The sequence below is a fragment of the Streptomyces sp. TAA486 genome, assembly GCF_000426165.1.
Genome location: NZ_AUEV01000013.1, coordinates 165,628 through 182,339, shown reverse-complemented (window position 1 = coordinate 182,339; position 16,712 = coordinate 165,628). Strand labels below are relative to the sequence as shown.

The window sequence follows — 16,712 nt, the reverse complement described above, 5'->3', positions numbered from 1 at the left end:
CAGGTCTTCTGAGGAGGGACGGAACGCAGGAGACTGTGGGGCACTCCGGTCATTTCGTGTGCGCCGCACCGTACGGCACGGAGCGCGCCGCACCGCTCGAGACCACGCCGCCCGGGAGGACCGCATGATTTTCCGCAGCGAGTACGCCGACATCCCCGTCGCCGACGAGCCCATCCACGACGCCGTGCTGGGCCGCTCCGCCGGCGAACACGGCAGCCGCATCGCGCTGATCGACGGCGTCGACGGCTCCACCCTGACCTACGCGCAGCTCGACGCCTTCACCCGTCGCATCGCCGCCGCCCTGGCGGAGGCCGGCCTGCGCAAGGGCGACGTGCTCGCCCTGCACTCTCCCAACACCCTCGCCTTCCCCGCCGTCTTCTACGGCGCGACCCGTGCGGGCGCCGCGGTGAGCACCGTCCATCCGCTGGCGACCGCCAAGGAGCTGGCACGGCAGCTGCGGGACTCCGGCGCACGCTGGATCGTGACGGTCTCGCCGCTGCTGGAGACGGCACGGCAGGCAGCGGAGTTGGCGGGCGGCGTGGCGGAGATCTTCGTCTGCGACCGTGCGGAGGGGCACCGCAGCGTGCTCGACATGCGCGATTGCACGGCGTCGGAGCCGCAGCCGGCCATCGATCCGGGGCAGGACCTGGCCGCGCTGCCGTACTCGTCGGGCACCACGTCCATGCCCAAGGGCGTGATGCTCACCCACCGCAACATCGCCACCAACCTCGCCCAGCTCAATCCGCTGATGCCGGCCGGCCCCGAGGACAGGCTGCTGGCGGTGCTGCCGTTCTTCCACATCTACGGACTCACAGCGTTGCTCAACGCACCGCTGCGCCAAGGAGCGGCCGTCGTCGTGCTGCCGCGCTTCGACCTCGGCCAGTTCCTCGCGGCGATCGAGACGCACCGGGTGAACGTCCTCTACGTCGCCCCGCCGATAGTGCTCGCCCTGGCCAAGCATCCCGACGTGGACAAGTACGACCTGTCCTCGCTGGAGTTCGTCCTCAGCGCAGCCGCGCCGCTGGACGCCGAGCTCGCCGCCGCCTGCGGGAGGCGCCTGAACGTCCCCGTGGTCAAGCAGGCGTACGGGATGACCGAACTGTCGCCCGGGACGCACGTCGTGCCCCGGCACGTCTCCGCGCCGCCCGGAGCGGTCGGCAAGCTGCTGCCGTCCACCGAGATGCGCGTGGTCTCCCTGGACGACCCCGACCGCGACGCCGGCCCAGGCGAGGAGGGCGAACTCCTCTTCCGGGGGCCGCAGGTGATGAAGGGCTACCTGGGACGGACGGGCGAGACCGACGCGGACGGATGGCTTCGCACCGGGGACATCGGGCGCGTCGACGACGACGGCTGGCTGTACATCGTCGACCGCGTCAAGGAGCTCATCAAGTACAAGGGCTACCAGGTGGCCCCGGCCGAGCTGGAGGCCGTTCTCCTCACCCATCCCGCGATCGCGGACGCCGCGGTCATCGGCGTGAACGACGAGGACGGCAACGAGGTGCCGAAGGCCTACGTCGTCCGGCAGCCGGACGAGTCGGGCGCGGCGCTGAGCGAGGAGGACGTGCTGGCCTACGTGGCCGAGCGTGTCTCCCCGTACAAGAAGGTGCGGCGGCTGGAGTTCACACCGGGCGTGCCGCGCGCGGTCAGCGGCAAGATCCTCCGGCGCGAACTGCGCGCGGCGGAGGCCGGGAAGGCCTAGGCAGGCAGAACACCCCCGGCCGGGACCCCGGCGGCGAGGGACGAGCGGACGAGAGCGGAAGGACGAGCCAGAAGTGACCGGAAGCGCCGAAGAGGCAAAGCCCGAAGGGCAGTTGGTGCGCAGCGCGCACGAGCGCGGCATCACGACCCTCACTCTCGACTCGCCGCGCAACCGCAACGCGCTCTCCAAGGGCCTCATCTCCGAGCTCTACGCGGGTCTGGAGCGGGCCGCGGACGATCCGCGGGTGCGCGCGGTGCTGCTGACCCACACCGGCGGCACGTTCTGTGCGGGTGCCGATCTGCGGGAGGGCAGCGGCAGTCCGGGCGATCTCGCGGCGCTGCTGCGCACGATCGTGGAGCTGCCCAAGCCCGTCGTCGCCCGTGTCGACGGGCATGTGCGGGCCGGCGGTACGGGGCTGCTGGGCGCGTGCGACATCTCTGTGGCCGGTCCCGCTTCGACCTTCGCCTTCACCGAGGCGCGCATCGGGGTGGCTCCGGCGGTGATCTCGATGCCGCTGCTGCCGAGCCTCGACGCCCGTGCCGCCGCCCGCTACTACCTGACCGGCGAGCGGTTCGGCGCGGCGGAGGCGGCCCGCATCGGGCTGGTGACACTGGCGGCGGGCGAAGGGAGCACTGGGTCCGCCGAGGGCGGCGCGGATGGTGCCGGCGCCGTGGACGCAGCGCTGGAACCACTGCTCGACGGCTTGCGGAAGGGCTCGCCGCAGGGCCTCACGGAGTCGAAGCGGCTGGTCACGGCGGAGGTGCTGCGCGCCTTCGACCGGGACACCGATAGCCTCGCGGAGCTGTCCGCGCGGCTGTTCGCCTCCGACGAGGCCCGCGAGGGCATGACCGCCTTCCTCGAGCGACGGGAGCCCGCATGGGTGGAGTGAACACCCGCGGTGCCGCACCGAAGCAGGACCGCAGCCGCGCGACGCGGCAGCGGCTGCTGGAGTCGGCCGTCACCTGCCTCGCGGAGCACGGCTGGACGGGCAGCACCGTCACGGTCGTCGCCGAGCACGCGGGCGTGTCGAGGGGAGCGGCTCAGCACCACTTCCCCACCCGCGAGGACCTGTTCACCGCGGCCGTCGAGTACGTCGCCGAGGAGCGCTCCAAGGCGCTTCGGTCGCCGGTGGACGGTGACGGGAAGTCCGCCGGTACGCGATCGGCCGTGGAGATGCTCGTCGCCCTCTACACCGGCCCGCTCTTCCGTGCCGCGCTGCAGCTGTGGGTGGCGGCGTCGAATGAGCCCCAACTCGGGCCCCGCGTCACCGCGTTGGAGGCGCGGATCGGCCGGGAGACGCACCGCATGGCGGTCGAGATGCTCGGCGCCGACGAGTCCGTGCCCGGCGTGCGCGAGACCGTGCAGGGCCTGCTCGACATGGCGCGCGGCCTGGGTCTCGCCAATCTGCTGACGGACGACAGCGCGCGCCGTGAACGAGTCGTCGCGCAGTGGGAGCTGATCGTCAGGGACGCCCTCGCGCGATAGCGCCCGCAGGGCCCCGCGGCCACCGGCTCCCTTCCGCACCCTTGCGGTTCGCATTCACCGATGTGGATGGGGACCGCAAGGGTTCTTTGCGCTCAAGGCACTTGGCGTCGTCGCTGATATGCGTCTGTGCGCGGTATTGACGGCCTACGAGGGCACTTCTATGGTGACGCTCGATTCATGGACCTGTTGGTCGTTCAAGTCCATGAACAAGCGAACAGGTGCACCGGACGACCGGTGGCCGCCGCCTTCTGAAAACCGAGGAGTCGTGATGTCCGCACTGGACTGGATCGTGGTCGGCGGCTACTTCTTCGTCATGCTGGCCATCGGCGTGTGGTCCAAGACCCGCGTCGAGAACGTCGCGGACTTCTTCACGGCCCGGGGCCGCGTCCCCTGGTGGCTCTCCGGCATCTCCCACCACATGTCGGGCTACAGCGCGATCATGTTCGTCACCTTCGCCGCCGTCGCCTACGACTATGGCGTCACCGTCTACTTCTGGTGGCCGCTGACGATCGGACTCGGCATCGGCATCGGCGCGTTCCTCTTCGCGCCCCGCTGGAACCGGCTGCGCGCCAAGCACGGGGTCAACTCGCCGCTGGCGTATCTCGCCGTCCGCTACAACCTGCCCACGCAGCAGGTGCTCGCGTACAGCGGCGCGGCTCTGAAGGTCGTGGACATCGCCGCCAAGTGGGTCGCGATCGCGGTGCTGCTGCAGGGCTTCGCCGACATCCCACTGGTCTGGGGCATCGGGCTGACCGGCATCTGCACGATGTTCTACGTGACCTTCGGCGGGCTGTGGGCCGATGTCCTCACCGACTTCGGGCAGTTCGTCATCCAGGCCGTGGCCGGGTTCGCGATGCTCTTCGCCGTCATGGCGCACCTCGGCGGCGTCTCGTCGCTGTGGACGATGTGGGGCGACCTGCCGGAAGGACACAGCGATCCCGTCGCCGGCACCGTCACGACAGGGCTGATCATGGCGTTCCTGCTGGTGAAGACCTTCGAGTACAACGGCGGCATGTGGAACCTGGCGCAGCGGTACATGTCCGCGCCCAGCGGCTCCCGCGCGCGGAAGTCGGCGCTGCTCTCCAGCGCGTTGTGGCTGGTCTGGCCGTTCATCCTCTTCGTGCCGATGATCGCGGCACCGCTCATCGTGCCCGGCCTGGACAACGGCGAGGAGTCCTACATCAAGCTCGCCCAGGAGCTGCTGCCCACGGGCCTCATAGGTCTGCTGCTGGCCGGCTTCTTCTCGCACACCATGGCGATGGTCGCCTCCGACTCCAACGTCATCACAGCCGTCATCACCCGTGACCTCGCGCCCGTGCTCGTACCGCGGGTGAGGCGCATGACGCAGCGCGCGCAGCTGCTCTTCGCACGCGTCACGACCGTCGCCTTCGTGACGGCGAGCATGACGCTGGCACTCTTCAGCGACCCGGACGGCTTCATCATGACCGTCGTCGTGAGCATCGTGGCGGCGACCATGGGGCCGATCTCCATCCCCCTGATGCTCGGGCTGCTGCCTTGGTTCAAGCGGACGGGGCCGCTGGCGGCCATCACTTCATGGGCGGGCGGCCTCGCGGTGTGGGCCTACCTCTACTGGGGTCTCGGCAATGCCTCGGAGGCCGTCACGGTCGGGTTCCCCGTGCTCACCTCGCTCGTGCTGTACGTCGGCATCGGCCTGCTGCGGCCGGAGGCGGACGCCGAGCGCGCCGCGCTCGTCGACTCGCTCGGCAGCGACCCGACGGACGAGGAACGGATCGCGCTGGAGCGCGAGTTCCTCGCCGACCCCGACAAGGGCGGCGAGCCCGAGAAGACGACGGCTTCGCGGTAGCGGGGAACCGCCCCGCGCGCCGGAGGTCCGCGTCCCCGCCGGAGGCACCCCCCGACACCCGCGACGCGACGGGTGCCGGGAGCCCCGGGGTTGGCCCCGCCGTAAGACGCGTCCGGCAGTCGTTCAGCCGCCGTCCCCGTGGCGACGTGCCGAACCGCCGTGCAGGAACGCCCCCGTGCGGGACGCACTCACCTTCGCGACCTCCTCCGGTGGGCCTTCCGCGACGATTTCGCCCCCGGCCGCACCGCCCTCCGGGCCGAGGTCGATCACCCAGTCCGCCGCCTCGATGACGTTCAGGTCATGCTCGATGGTGACGACGGTGTTGCCCGCGTCGACGAGCTGCTGCAGCACTCCGAGGAGGCGCGCGGTGTCCGCCATGTGCAGTCCGGTCGTCGGCTCGTCGAGCAGATACAGCGTTCGCCCCGTCGAGCGCTGCCCGAGCTCCCTCGCGAGCTTGATGCGCTGCGCCTCACCCCCGGAGAGCGTCGTCGCGGGCTGTCCCAACTGCAGGTAGCCGAGACCCACTTCGTCCATCCGCCGCAGCCGCGCCGCCGCCCTGGGGACGTCCGCGAAGACGCTCAGCGCCTCCTCGACGGTCATCTCCAGCACCTCTGCGATGTCATGGCCTCCGTGACCGCCGTCCCCGCCGGGACGTCCGCCGTACCGCGCGGCGAGTACGTCACCGCGGAAGCGCCGTCCGCGGCACGCCGGGCAGCGCACCTCCACGTCGGGCAGGAAGTGCATCGGGACGCTGAGGACGCCCGCGCCCGTGCAGCGCTCGCACCGGCCGCCCGCCACATTGGGCGAGAAGTGCCCTGCGGTGAGGCCGAGTTCGCGGGCGCGGGCCGTCGCGGCGAAGGCTTCGCGTATCGGTGTGAAGGCGTCGGAGTACGTCGCGGCGTTCGAGCGCGGCATGCGGCTGATGGGCTGCTGGTCGATCGTGATGACCTTGTCCAGGTGCTCCCAGCCCTCGATCTCCCCGTGCGGGCCCGGCAGTTCGCCGGCAGCGTGGTAACGCCTGCGCGCGGCCCGGTCGAGGATGTCGAACAGCAGCGAGGACTTGCCCGACCCCGAGGGCCCGCTGACCCCCACGAACTTCCCCAGCGGCAGCCGCGCCGTGACGTTCTTGAGGTTGTGCGCACGCGCGCCCCGGATGACCAGAGCGCGGCCGTCACCGGTGCGCGGCGTGGCGGGCACGGGCATGGTCACCCGCCCGGAGAGGCAGTCTCCCGTGACCGACCCGGGTGTGGCCGCCACGTCCTGCGCCGTGCCGGTGGCGACGATGCGCCCGCCGTCGCGCCCGGCGCCCGGCCCGATGTCGATGACGTGGTCGGCGGCCCGCAGCATCTCCAGGTCGTGCTCGACGACGAGGACGGTGTTGCCCAGATCCCGCAGTCCGCACAGCACTTGGACGAGTCGCCCCGTGTCGGCCGGGTGCAGCCCGATGGTGGGCTCGTCCAGCACGTACAGCACTCCGGTGAGCCCGGAGCCGAGCAGCGACGCGAGCCGCAGCCGCTGGGCCTCACCGGCGGACAGACTCGGTGTGGCCTGCTGCGGCGTCAGATAGCCCACGCCCACGTCGACGAGGCGGCGCAGCCGCTCCCGCAGATCGATGACGACGGGCTCGGCGACCGTGCGCTCCTTCGCGGAGACCGACTCCTCGAGCGCGTCGACCCAGCCCGCGAGTTCGGTGAGCGGCATGCGGGCGGCATCGACGATCGTGAGCCCTTCGACGGTCACGGCCCGGCTCTCCGGGCGCAGACGCGTCCCCTCACACTCCGGGCACACCTCCTTGACCAGTGAACGCTCGGTCCGCTCGCGGTAGTCGGTGTCGTCGATGCGCTCGGCGTAGCGGCGCAGCACGTTCGTCACGACGCCCTCGAAGCGTCCGGCCGTGACGGTCGCGGGTGCCTCCGTGCCGGGGAAGTGCCTGCGGAACGCCTCGCTGCCCGTGCCGTGCAGAAGCAGATCGCGCTGGACCTCCCCGAACTCCTTCACCGGTACGTCCGGATCGAAGGTGAAGCCGTAGTGCCGCGCGGCAGCCTGGAGGACGGCGATGTTGCGTCCGGCGAGGACGGCGTTCCAGCCGCGCACCGCGCCTCCGGCGACGCTGCTGCCCGGGTCCACGAGGCTGTCCACGTCCGCCTGGATGACGCTGCCGAGACCTGTGCACGCCGGGCACGCGCCGGCGGGCTTGTTGAAGGAGAAGTTGCCCATGACGAGTTCGGGGACCGGCGTCCCGCAGTGGGGGCACGGCACGCTCTGCCCGGCCTCGGCGTCCTCGTCCTCCTGGCCGGTCACGTCGTAGGCGGGCGCCACCGCGCCGCCGCACGATGGGCAGGGACGGCTGCCGATGCGGGCCCACAGCAGCCGCAGCGAGGTGAAGACCTCGGTGACGGTGCCGACCGTCGAGCGCGGGCTGCGGTTCGTCAGGTACTGGTCCACGCTGATCGACGGCGACAGGCCGCTGATCGAGTCGACGGCGGGCTTGCTCACGAGCATCGTGACCATGCCCAGCGATTCGAGGTACTGGCGCTGGCCCTCCCTGTGCAGCGTGTCGAAGGCGAGCGTCGACTTGCCCGAACCGGACAGGCCGGTCAGGACGACGAGCGAGTTCTTGGGGACGTCCAGCGAGACGTTCTTGAGGTTGTGCAGTCGCGCACCCCTGATGCGGATCGAATCGTCCGGGCGACGATCCGGGTGGCTGGGGGAGGGCGGTACTGCCCGGGTCGGCGGCCGTTTCTCCGTGGCTTCTTCCGCGACATCCATACCTTCAAGTTTCCCATTGAAGTGCTTGTGGAGGCTTTTGACGGAAGGTCGTCCGGAACTCCCGTGTCAGCCATGAGTGGTCGGAGAGTAAGCTTCAACTCCCCGGTGAAGGTGCGGGTCGAGTGGAGGGCGGGGTGGCGAGAGCGATGAACGGTGTCGAGCGAAAGCTGCGCCCCGTCGATCTCGCGCGGGCCGCGGGCGTCTCGGCGCAGCAGATCCGCAACTACGAGGCGGTCGGCATCCTTCCGCCCGCGTCACGCACGGACTCGGGGTATCGCCAGTTCACACCGCGGCACCGCCATGCCGTGCTCACCTACCGTGCGCTGGCGCGCGGTCACGGTCCTCACACCGCTCAGGCCGTGATGCTGGCCGTGCACGACGGCGACGTCTCCCTGGCCCTCGCCCTCGTCGACGAAGGCCACGCCCTGCTGCACGAGCAGCGCCGCTCGCTGCGCGACACCGCCCGTGCGCTCGCGGCCATCGCCGGAGGGGACCCGGAGACCCACGGGCTGCCGAGCCCGGACATGCGGATCGGGGAGGTGGCCGCCCACATCGGCGTGCGGCCCTCGGCCCTGCGGGTGTGGGAGGACGCCGGACTTCTGACGCCGCGGCGTGACCCCGCGACCGGGTACCGCCGCTACGGCGCCCCGGAGGTCAGGGACGCACGGCTGGTCGGCACCCTGCGCCGGAGCCGCTATCCGCTGCCGCGCATCGTCTCCGTGCTCGCGGAGCTGCGCCGCACCGGCAGTACGGACGCGCTGCGCGCGGCGGTGGCGCAACGCCAGGAGGAACTGGACCGGCTGGCGCGGGCCATGCTCGAAGGGTCGAGCCTGCTGCACGGCTACCTCAGTGCGGCGGACTGAGGCCGCCGGTCCGGCTGGGCCCCCGGAGCCTCCGCTCCGCCCGGGGCAGCCCCGGGCGGAGCGGAGGCGCCGGCTCAGTCCCTGTGCTGAACGATGTTGAAGACGTTGCCGTCGGGAGCCCGGACGAAGAACCGGCGTACACCCCAGGGTTCGGTGGTCAGCGGGTGCACGATCTCGTATCCGAGCCGCTGGGCCTCATCCAGAGCCTCCTCGACGTCGTCGACCTTGACCGAGACGACCGGGTCCTCCGGGGCGGTCGCGTCGCGGGTGAGGACCTGAAGGTTCGCGCCCGTGTCCGGCGAGGTGTAGCGGGCCACCCATCCCATGTCGAACTCCTCGACGCTCAGCCCGAGGTAGTCCGTGTAGAAGCTCTTGGCCGATGCGATGTCGGCCACGCGAAGGTCGGCGATCACGCCTCTGACACGCACCCGGTCCTCCCCTCCGAAGGCAACTCGGCCCGAGCATTCTGTCAGGACGGCGACCATGGCCACCGGGCTTCGGGCGCTCGCCTCGTGGGCCGCGCAAGGTGATCCAGCGGTACGCCCGGATCGGGGGAGGGCCGATCCGGGCGTACCGCCCAGGCCTGACGGACGGACGACGCTATTTGCCGGACAGTGCCTAGTGCAGCACGTCGCCGTATCCGTCGATCTCCCGCGGATCGCGCGAACCCGGCCCCACGTACCGCGCCGAGGGCCGCACCAGCCGCCCCGTGCGCTTCTGTTCGAGGATGTGGGCCGCCCAGCCGCCCGTGCGCGCACACGTGAACATCGACGTGAACATGCTGGCGGGCACCTCGGCGAAGTCCAGGACGATCGCGGCCCAGAACTCGACGTTCGTGGCCAGCACCCGGTCGGGACGGCGGTTGTGCAGTTCCGTCAGCGCCGCACGCTCGAGCGCCTCCGCCACCTCGTAGCGCGGCGCCCCCAGCTCCTTGGCGGTGCGGCGCAGCACGCGCGCACGGGGGTCCTCCGCCCGGTAGACGCGGTGCCCGAAGCCCATCAGGCGCTCGCCGCGGTCGAGTTGACGCTTCACGTACGCGTCCGCGTCGCCCGTGCGCTCGATCTCCTCGATCATGCCGAGCACACGGGAGGGTGCACCGCCGTGCAGCGGTCCCGACATCGCGCCCACCGCGCCGGAGAGCGCCGCCGAGACGTCGGCGCCGGTCGAGGCGATGACGCGCGCGGTGAACGTGGAGGCGTTCATGCCGTGTTCGGCGGCCGACGTCCAGTAGGCGTCGACGGCCTGGACGTGCTTCGGGTCGGGCTCGCCGCGCCAGCGCCGCATGAAGCGCTCCACGACCGTCTCCGCCTTGTCGATCTCCTGCTGCGGAACCATCGGCACGCCGGGCCCGCGCGCCGACTGCGCGACGTACGACAGCGCCATCACCGCTGCGCGCGCCAGGTCCTCACGTGCCTGCCGCTCGTCTATGTCGAGCAGCGGCTTGAGGCCCCAGACCGGGGCGAGCATCGCCAGGGCCGACTGGACGTCGACGCGGATGTCGCCGGAGTGCACGGGGATGGGGAACGGTTCGGCCGGCGGCAGCCCGGGGTTGAAGCTTCCGTCGACCAGGAGGCCCCACACGTTCCCGAACGAGACGTGTCCCACCAGGTCTTCGATGTCCACGCCGCGATAACGCAGAGCGCCGCCCTCCTTGTCGGGTTCGGCGATCTCCGTCTCGAACGCGACGACTCCTTCGAGCCCGGGTACGAACTCGGACATCAGGCGGCTCCTCTTGAGTTGCCGGCGCCGGACCGCCAAGGAGGCGACCGGGTTCGCCGGTGTTGGGACGGGTTGGGGGTCCCCCCAGGCCGTAGGCCGAGGGGGAGCGGCGGTTCCACCGCCGGTGAACGGCTGGCGGACCGCGACATCGTCACCCAGGGCCTGCCCCGTGCGGAGCGTGCTCACCCGCCGGTCGGGACGGTCGTGACGTCAGGCGGGCTCCCCCGGGGCGCAGGCCGCGGTGACCCGGCAGACGATTCTGGGGCCTGCCCCGCACCGGCGGACATCCGGGGAGCGGGTGAGATCAGGCACACGCCCGCGGCTGCCGATCATGTTGCAAGATGAACGCGTGCCCGACGCTGACGAAGACGCCGCCCGCAAAATGCCCTTGACCGTCCTCGATCCCGCCGCGATGCGCGCCCGGTACCGCGTTCAGGGACTCTCGGAGACGGACCTCGAGCCCGATCCGTACGCCCAGTTCGCCCGCTGGTTCGGCGACGCCGCGGCGAGCGGGCTGCACGAACCGAACGCGATGATCGTCTCGACCGCCGATTCGGACGGACGGCCCAGCTCCCGCACGGTCCTGATGAAGCAGTACGACGAGCGCGGCTTCGTCTTCTTCACCAACTACGGTTCCCGCAAGGGCCGCGAGCTCGAGGCGAACCCTCACGCCTCGCTCCTCTTCCCCTGGCACTCCATCGCCCGGCAGGTCATCGTCTCCGGCACCGCCGAGCGCATCGGACGGGACGAGACCGCGGCCTACTTCCGCACCCGCCCGCACGGATCGCAGCTCGGCGCGTGGGCGAGTGAACAGTCCTCCACGGTGGCGTCCAGGGCGGAACTGGACCGCATGTACGAAGAACTCGCCGAGCGCTATCCGGAGGGCGAGGACGTGCCGGCGCCGCCCGGCTGGGGCGGCTTCCGGGTGAGTGCGGAATCCGTCGAGTTCTGGCAGGGCCGGGAGAACCGGCTCCACGACCGGCTGCGCTACGTCCGTACCGAGGGCGGCGCGCCCGCCGCGGCGGGCTGGAGGGTCGAGCGGCTCTGCCCCTGAGGCGCCTCGGGCACGCACGGGGCGAGCGCGCGGGAACGCAGACGACCCGTGGGCTGCTCCGCTCGCCTGAGGCGAACGGCGCCGGTCGGACGAGTCCGACGAGCCCACGGGCCGGGTGACTGCATTGAGATTGGCCGGCGATACCGGCGTCACACTGTGGCGTCGGCTCTAGGCCGCAGCCACCTCACGCGTCCGGGTAAGCATCATTTACCGGATCACCTCCTTTCCCGTGTACCCAGCACGCTAGGCAGCGTGGACGGGCACCCGCAAGCGATTTCGGGGCGGCAACGATTTCGCCGAACATCGTGTGCGCTGCGTCACGTTCGAGTTGAATGATCCGTGCGCGCAGCGGCAAGCGGCAGTCAATCGGCGCGTTCAGCTGGGGGTGCTTAGGTGTCCGCTCGATCCAGGACCCACGCTGCTTCGTCGTCCGACGGTGACGACAGGCAGGGGCCCGACGACGAATTGCTGCTCGCCGCGCTGCTCGACGGCATGGACGCGGCCCTGTGCGCCTTCGACGCCGACGGTGTGGTCACCCACTGGAACCGCGAAGCGGAACGCCTTCTGGGCTGGACCCCGGGGGAGGCCGTCGGACGGCAGGGCCTGGCGGGCTGGGCGCTGCGCGAGGCCGACGCGGAGCAGGTCCAGGCGCGCCTCTTCGCCGCGATGCACACGCCCGGACGTCAGGTGCACGAGTTCGCGCTGCTGACGAAGGACGGCCGGCGGCTGCTCGTACGCACGCAGGCGTCCGGCGTCGCCGCGGCCGACGGCAGCCCCATGGGCGTCTACTGCGCCTTCAGCGAGGTGCACGCGCAGATCGACCTGGAGCGCTCCATCGCGCTCAGCGAATGCCTCTTCGAGGACGCGACTTGGGGCGTGGTCCTCGTCGACGCAGATCTGCGTCCCGCCGTGGTGAACGTCTCCGCGGCGAGCGCCTTCCGTGTCTCCCGGGCGACGATGCTCGGACGTCCCCTGGGTGAACTCATCGACCAGGGCGTCGAGGAACTGGAGGGCGCTCTCCAGCACGTGCTGGCCGACGGCCCGCCCGTCGCCCCGGCCGAGATCTGGGTGACGCTGCGCTCCGCGCGGCGTACGGAGGAGTCCCAGGGCGCGGCCGTCGGAGAGGGGAGCGGGGCACGCAGGTGCTGGCGCAGCGGATTCCTCCGGCTGTCCTCGCCGCTGGCGGAGACGCCGGTGCCGCTGGGAGTGGCCTGGCTCTTCCAGGACGTGACGGAGTCCAAGCGCCTGGAGCAGGAGGCGGACCGGCTGCGCTTCCGCGACAGCCAGCTGCACCGTGCGGCCCGTGCGGCCTCCGAGTGCGAGAAGCCGATGGAAGCGGCCGGCGTCCACCTGGACTTCGCCCTCGCAGGCTTCGCCGACCACGCCCTGCTCGACCTTGTCCTTTCGGGCGACGAGGCCGGCGGCGGCGACGGCCACGGCCTCGACGCGGACGGCCAGGGCGGGACCCCGCACCTGGTGCGTGTCGCGGCCACGCCCGCGGCGGGTCCGTGCCCGGGGCCGTCGCTCCAGCAGTCGTTCGTGAGCGGGCCGGGCGGGCCGGGCGTGCCCGGCGCCATCCCCGTCAGCTACGCGGACGGGCACCCCGCGCACCAGGCCTACGCCCGCTGCGGTTCGGTGCGGGCGAGCGTCGGCGGGGTCGCGGCCACGGGAGCGGCCGGCAGCAGCGTCATCGAGGGCTGGGCCGCGGCGCGCAAGTGGCCGGAGGGCACGGTCCACGGGCTGTGCACGGTGCTGCGCAGCCGGGGGCGGACGCTCGGTGTGGTCACCTTCCTGCGCGGCGCGAGCCGCCGTTCCTTCGACCGTTCGGACGCCGCGTACGCGGAGGACATCGCCGTACGCATCGCGGCGGCGGTCGACATGGCGCAGCTGACGCGGCCGGTCGCCGGCTCAGCGTCGTAGGCGTTCCGCGCCCGGCGTTTCCGCTTCCGCGCCGTCTCGCCGGCCGGAGTCACGGGGGGCCGTCAGCGGTAGAAGATGCGGTCCGCGTAGCGCTCCATGACGGTCTCGTTCCAGGCGAGCCCTCCGTCGACGTTTCCGGAGCGGAGCAGCGGCGGTTCGATGCCGCGGGAGACGAGTTCGCCCGCGGCGGTGGCGACCACGGCCTGCATCAGCGCGCTGGTGACGACGGTGGAGGCGGGGGCGAAGGGTGCGGGGACTCCGTCGGTCGTCAACTCGGCGTCGCCGACGGCGATCCGGCTGTCGAGGACGATGTCGCAGTGGTCCTTGAGGAAGGTCCCGCTCGAGTGCCGCGAGGTCGTCCCGTGCGCGTAGGCGACGGATGTCACGCCGACGACCTTGATCCCGAGGCCGCGTGCGTGCGACGCCATCTCCACCGGCAGTGTGTTGCGGCCCGAGAGGGAGATCACGAACAACAGGTCTCCGGCGCGTGCCGGGCCGGTGTCGAGCACGGCGGACGCGAGCCCCTCCACGCGCTCCAGTGCGCTGCCGAGCGTGGCAGGGCGCACATCGACACCGACCGCGCCCGGTACCGGGAGGAGATTCATCACGGCGAGGCCGCCTGCGCGGTAGACGACGTCCTGGGCCGGAAGCGAGGAGTGGCCGGCGCCGAAGGCGAAGACGCGGCCGCCTTCCTCGACGGTGCGGGCCACCAGCGTCCCGGCGGCGGCGATGTCCTCCCCGGCGGCGTCCCTGACCTGCTGGAGCAGGGATATCGCGGCGTCGAAGAAGCCGTTCGCCAGCGTGTGGTCGCTCATCCCGCAGGTCCCCCCGGGTCTCGTCGTGCCCGTCGTCGCGGCTCTCGCCGCCAGGTCACCGGGATCGCCGTCCGTGCCCGCGGACCCGGCCGCGATCACGGTAGAGGTCTGGACCAGTGCTCTGTCAAGAGAGCGGCCCGTCCTGGGAGGGACGGTTGTCCGTGCGATGCGTCAGAATTGGAAGCAGGGCCAGGGACGCAGGTTCAGGGCCACAGATGCACGACTGACCGAGGGGCACGCATGTCCGGACTGATCGACACCACGGAGATGTATCTCCGCACCATTCTGGAGCTGGAGGAGGAAGGCGTCGTCCCCATGCGTGCCCGCATCGCCGAGCGCCTCGACCAGAGCGGGCCGACGGTGAGCCAGACCGTGGCGCGCATGGAGCGGGACGGGCTGGTGAAGGTCGCGGGGGACCGGCATCTGGAGCTGACCAGCGAGGGCCGCCGCCTCGCCACGCGCGTGATGCGCAAGCACAGGCTGGCCGAGTGCCTGCTGGTCGACGTGATCGGTCTCGAGTGGGAGCAGGTGCACGCGGAGGCGTGCCGCTGGGAGCACGTGATGAGCGAGGCGGTCGAGCGCCGCGTCCTCGAACTGCTGCGCCACCCCACGGAGTCGCCGTACGGGAATCCCATCCCGGGTCTCGAGGAGCTGGGCGAGGAGGCGGAGGCCGAGTCCTTCCTCGATGAGGGGATGGTCAGCCTCACGGACCTGGACGCGGGCGGCGACGCGAAGACCGTCGTCGTGCGCCGCATCGGCGAGCCGATCCAGATGGACTCGCAGCTGATGTACACGCTGCGGCGCGCGGGCGTTCAGCCGGGCGCGGTCGTGAGCGTGAACGCGGGTGCGACGGGCGGCGTGCAGATCGGCAGCAGCGGCGAGGCGGCCGAGCTGGACTCGGACATCGCGGCACACGTGTTCGTCGCGCGGCGCTGATCTCCGGGCGGATCACTACCGCTTCCTGGGGCGCGGAGCCTCAAGGAGGCGGTGTTGTGGTGCTCGGCATTTCCTGATTTTCTGACGCTCAGTCAGCAGTCCATCGCATCTGCGCCCGGCAAGTGCGCCCGGACCCAAAGCGGAACATCTTCCCAAAGAGCCCTGGCGGTACGAAAGTTACGGTAAACCGAGTGCCCGGCCATGCGGCGTGCGACGCTGTGGCTACTCATATACGGGCGGAGGGAGGCGTCGATGGATCGCGCCGAGCGGGCCGGCGGAACGGGAAGCGCGAGACGGCGCAGACCGGGGCGGTCCTGCAGAGCCGAATCCCCGTGCGACGCATCCAGACCCGAACCGTCGTACGGTGCCCCGTCCTTCACTTCCGTCTCCCGCACCCGGGCCGGAGATCTCAGACCGCTCTCCCGTCATGACAAGGGCCCCGGCGCTTTCCGCGGCCGGGGCCCCGCCTCCCCTTGTTCCCCTGAGACGACCCAGAGCCCCGAGCTCCCAGGGTCGCCCCTCCTCCCGGTAGCTGTCTTTCCACACCCCTGGAGATCAACCCTTGAGCACAGTCACTCGAAAGTAGGGGTTTCCGTCGGACTGCGGCGCGTTCGAATAGAAGTTCGATAGCGTGGGGGAGCGGTCAGAAGGAATGGGGGTGCCGGAGCGGATGGTGCGACGGCTCGACGTGACTGGTTCGAAGGGAATCCGGCTCGCAGCCTGGGAGTTCTCCGACATGCCCAAGTGCGGTCCGGAAGCGGAACCCGGCGCCGGCGCTCTGGGAGACAAACCGTTAGACCGTTCGAAGGGCGTGCTGCTGCTGCACGGCCTGATGGGGCGGGCGGTGCACTGGGCCGACACCGGTCGGTGGCTGTCGGGCCGGTATCGCGCCGTGGGCCTCGACCAGCGCGGCCACGGCCGCAGCGACAGGCCCGTCCGCGGCGAGGGCCAATTGCCCTATGGCCGCGAGGAGTTCGTCGCCGATGCCGAGGCCGCGATCGAACAGCTCGACATGGGCCCCGTCGCAGTCATCGGCCACTCCATGGGCGCCCTGACCGCCTGGCAGCTCGCCGCGAAGCGGCCCGACCTCGTACACGCGCTGATCATCTGTGACATGAAGGCGTCGGCGCTGGGGGAGCACTCGCAGCGCGAGTGGGAGGAATGGTTCAAGTCCTGGCCCGTGCCGTTCGCGACGCTCGCCGACGTCCGCAGATGGTTCGGTGAGGAGGACCCCAAGCTGGAGCGTCCACAGCCGTCGCGGGGCGACTTCTTCGCCGAGGTGATGACGGAGAAGGACGACGGCTGGTGGCCCGTCTTCTCCCGGCGGCAGATGCTCGAGGTGCGGGAGGCGTGGGTGCACGACGCGCACTGGGACGAGTTGGCGCGCGTGGTCTGCCCGACTCTGGTCGTACGGGGCATCGACGGTGAACTGGGCCGCGCCGAGGCCCAGGAGATGGTGCGTGTGCTGCCCCGCGGGATCTACGCGGAGGTGCCGGACGCGGGTCACCTCATGCATCTCGACCAGCCCGCCGATTGGCGCCGCGTCGTGGAACCGTTTCTTCAGGCGGTGCTGCCCGCCGACGGCTGAGCAAGGTCTCCTCGGGCGTGCCGCCGACAGGGACTGCGG

General features: G+C 71.2%; 13 protein-coding genes. 9 read left to right on the top strand and 4 right to left on the bottom strand.

Going from position 1 to position 16,712, the window contains the following annotated elements; all coding sequences use genetic code 11:
* Positions 1 to 124: 124 nt before the first annotated feature.
* From I004_RS0118325 to I004_RS0118310, 4 genes are all read left to right on the top strand, one after another.
* Positions 125 to 1,699, top strand: a complete 1,575-nt coding sequence (locus I004_RS0118325) for a 4-coumarate--CoA ligase family protein (RefSeq protein WP_028436693.1) — start codon at positions 125 to 127, stop codon at positions 1,697 to 1,699.
* Between the two features lie 73 nt (positions 1,700 to 1,772).
* Complete coding sequence (locus I004_RS0118320; protein WP_078511401.1) at positions 1,773 to 2,588, top strand: enoyl-CoA hydratase family protein; 816 nt, start codon at positions 1,773 to 1,775, stop codon at positions 2,586 to 2,588.
* A complete protein-coding gene (locus I004_RS0118315; protein ID WP_028436691.1) occupies positions 2,576 to 3,184 on the top strand; it encodes a TetR/AcrR family transcriptional regulator in 609 nt (202 codons plus the stop codon). Before I004_RS0118320 ends, I004_RS0118315 begins: the two co-directional genes overlap by 13 nt.
* A gap of 268 nt (positions 3,185 to 3,452) precedes the next feature.
* On the top strand, positions 3,453 to 5,009 hold the full coding sequence (locus I004_RS0118310; RefSeq protein ID WP_028436690.1) for a sodium:solute symporter family protein: 1,557 nt from the start codon (positions 3,453 to 3,455) through the stop codon (positions 5,007 to 5,009).
* Between the two features lie 123 nt (positions 5,010 to 5,132).
* Here I004_RS0118310 and uvrA read toward each other — a convergent pair whose 3' ends face one another.
* Positions 5,133 to 7,778: an excinuclease ABC subunit UvrA gene (gene uvrA / locus I004_RS0118305; protein ID WP_078511399.1), complete on the bottom strand. Its 2,646-nt coding sequence runs from the start codon at positions 7,776 to 7,778 to the stop codon at positions 5,133 to 5,135.
* 134 nt (positions 7,779 to 7,912) lie between these two features.
* Here uvrA and I004_RS0118300 point away from each other — a divergent pair, with 134 nt between their 5' ends.
* Positions 7,913 to 8,641, top strand: a complete 729-nt coding sequence (locus I004_RS0118300; RefSeq protein ID WP_486580099.1) for a MerR family DNA-binding transcriptional regulator — start codon at positions 7,913 to 7,915, stop codon at positions 8,639 to 8,641.
* Positions 8,642 to 8,715: 74 nt separating this feature from the next.
* On the opposite strand, the gene I004_RS0118295 is transcribed toward I004_RS0118300, so the two are convergent.
* Both I004_RS0118295 and I004_RS0118290 read right to left on the bottom strand, forming a co-directional pair.
* The gene (locus I004_RS0118295) at positions 8,716 to 9,069 is read right to left on the bottom strand and encodes a VOC family protein (protein ID WP_028436687.1); all 354 of its coding nucleotides are present in this window, start codon (positions 9,067 to 9,069) and stop codon (positions 8,716 to 8,718) included.
* A gap of 190 nt (positions 9,070 to 9,259) precedes the next feature.
* Positions 9,260 to 10,360: a citrate synthase 2 gene (locus I004_RS0118290; protein ID WP_028436686.1), complete on the bottom strand. Its 1,101-nt coding sequence runs from the start codon at positions 10,358 to 10,360 to the stop codon at positions 9,260 to 9,262.
* A 382-nt stretch (positions 10,361 to 10,742) separates the two neighbouring features.
* Between I004_RS0118290 and pdxH the strand changes: the two genes are divergently transcribed.
* On the top strand, positions 10,743 to 11,414 hold the full coding sequence (pdxH, locus tag I004_RS0118285) for a pyridoxamine 5'-phosphate oxidase (RefSeq protein WP_051345181.1): 672 nt from the start codon (positions 10,743 to 10,745) through the stop codon (positions 11,412 to 11,414).
* 393 nt (positions 11,415 to 11,807) lie between these two features.
* Positions 11,808 to 13,334, top strand: coding sequence for a PAS domain-containing protein (locus tag I004_RS34670; RefSeq protein ID WP_051345150.1), 1,527 nt, complete (start codon positions 11,808 to 11,810; stop codon positions 13,332 to 13,334).
* A gap of 62 nt (positions 13,335 to 13,396) precedes the next feature.
* On the opposite strand, the gene I004_RS0118275 is transcribed toward I004_RS34670, so the two are convergent.
* Positions 13,397 to 14,149, bottom strand: coding sequence for an SIS domain-containing protein (locus I004_RS0118275; RefSeq protein WP_028436684.1), 753 nt, complete (start codon positions 14,147 to 14,149; stop codon positions 13,397 to 13,399).
* 240 nt (positions 14,150 to 14,389) lie between these two features.
* Between I004_RS0118275 and I004_RS0118270 the strand changes: the two genes are divergently transcribed.
* A complete protein-coding gene (locus I004_RS0118270; RefSeq protein ID WP_028436683.1) occupies positions 14,390 to 15,085 on the top strand; it encodes an iron-dependent transcriptional repressor DtxR in 696 nt (231 codons plus the stop codon).
* Positions 15,086 to 15,755: 670 nt separating this feature from the next.
* Positions 15,756 to 16,673, top strand: coding sequence for an alpha/beta fold hydrolase (locus tag I004_RS0118265; protein ID WP_028436682.1), 918 nt, complete (start codon positions 15,756 to 15,758; stop codon positions 16,671 to 16,673).
* The last annotated feature ends 39 nt before the right edge of the window (positions 16,674 to 16,712 follow it).

Bases quoted from the DNA above. Each gene is read 5' to 3' on its own strand.
- I004_RS0118325 (WP_028436693.1), top strand. From the start codon at position 125: ATGATTTTCCGCAGCGAGTACGCCGACATCCCCGTCGCCGACGAGCCC.
- I004_RS0118315 (WP_028436691.1), top strand. From the start codon at position 2,576: ATGGGTGGAGTGAACACCCGCGGTGCCGCACCGAAGCAGGACCGCAGC.
- I004_RS0118310 (WP_028436690.1), top strand. From the start codon at position 3,453: ATGTCCGCACTGGACTGGATCGTGGTCGGCGGCTACTTCTTCGTCATG.
- uvrA (WP_078511399.1), bottom strand. From the start codon at position 7,778: ATGGATGTCGCGGAAGAAGCCACGGAGAAACGGCCGCCGACCCGGGCA.
- I004_RS0118290 (WP_028436686.1), bottom strand. From the start codon at position 10,360: ATGTCCGAGTTCGTACCCGGGCTCGAAGGAGTCGTCGCGTTCGAGACG.
- pdxH (WP_051345181.1), top strand. From the start codon at position 10,743: ATGCCCTTGACCGTCCTCGATCCCGCCGCGATGCGCGCCCGGTACCGC.
- I004_RS0118275 (WP_028436684.1), bottom strand. From the start codon at position 14,149: ATGAGCGACCACACGCTGGCGAACGGCTTCTTCGACGCCGCGATATCC.
- I004_RS0118270 (WP_028436683.1), top strand. From the start codon at position 14,390: ATGTCCGGACTGATCGACACCACGGAGATGTATCTCCGCACCATTCTG.
- I004_RS0118265 (WP_028436682.1), top strand. From the start codon at position 15,756: ATGGTGCGACGGCTCGACGTGACTGGTTCGAAGGGAATCCGGCTCGCA.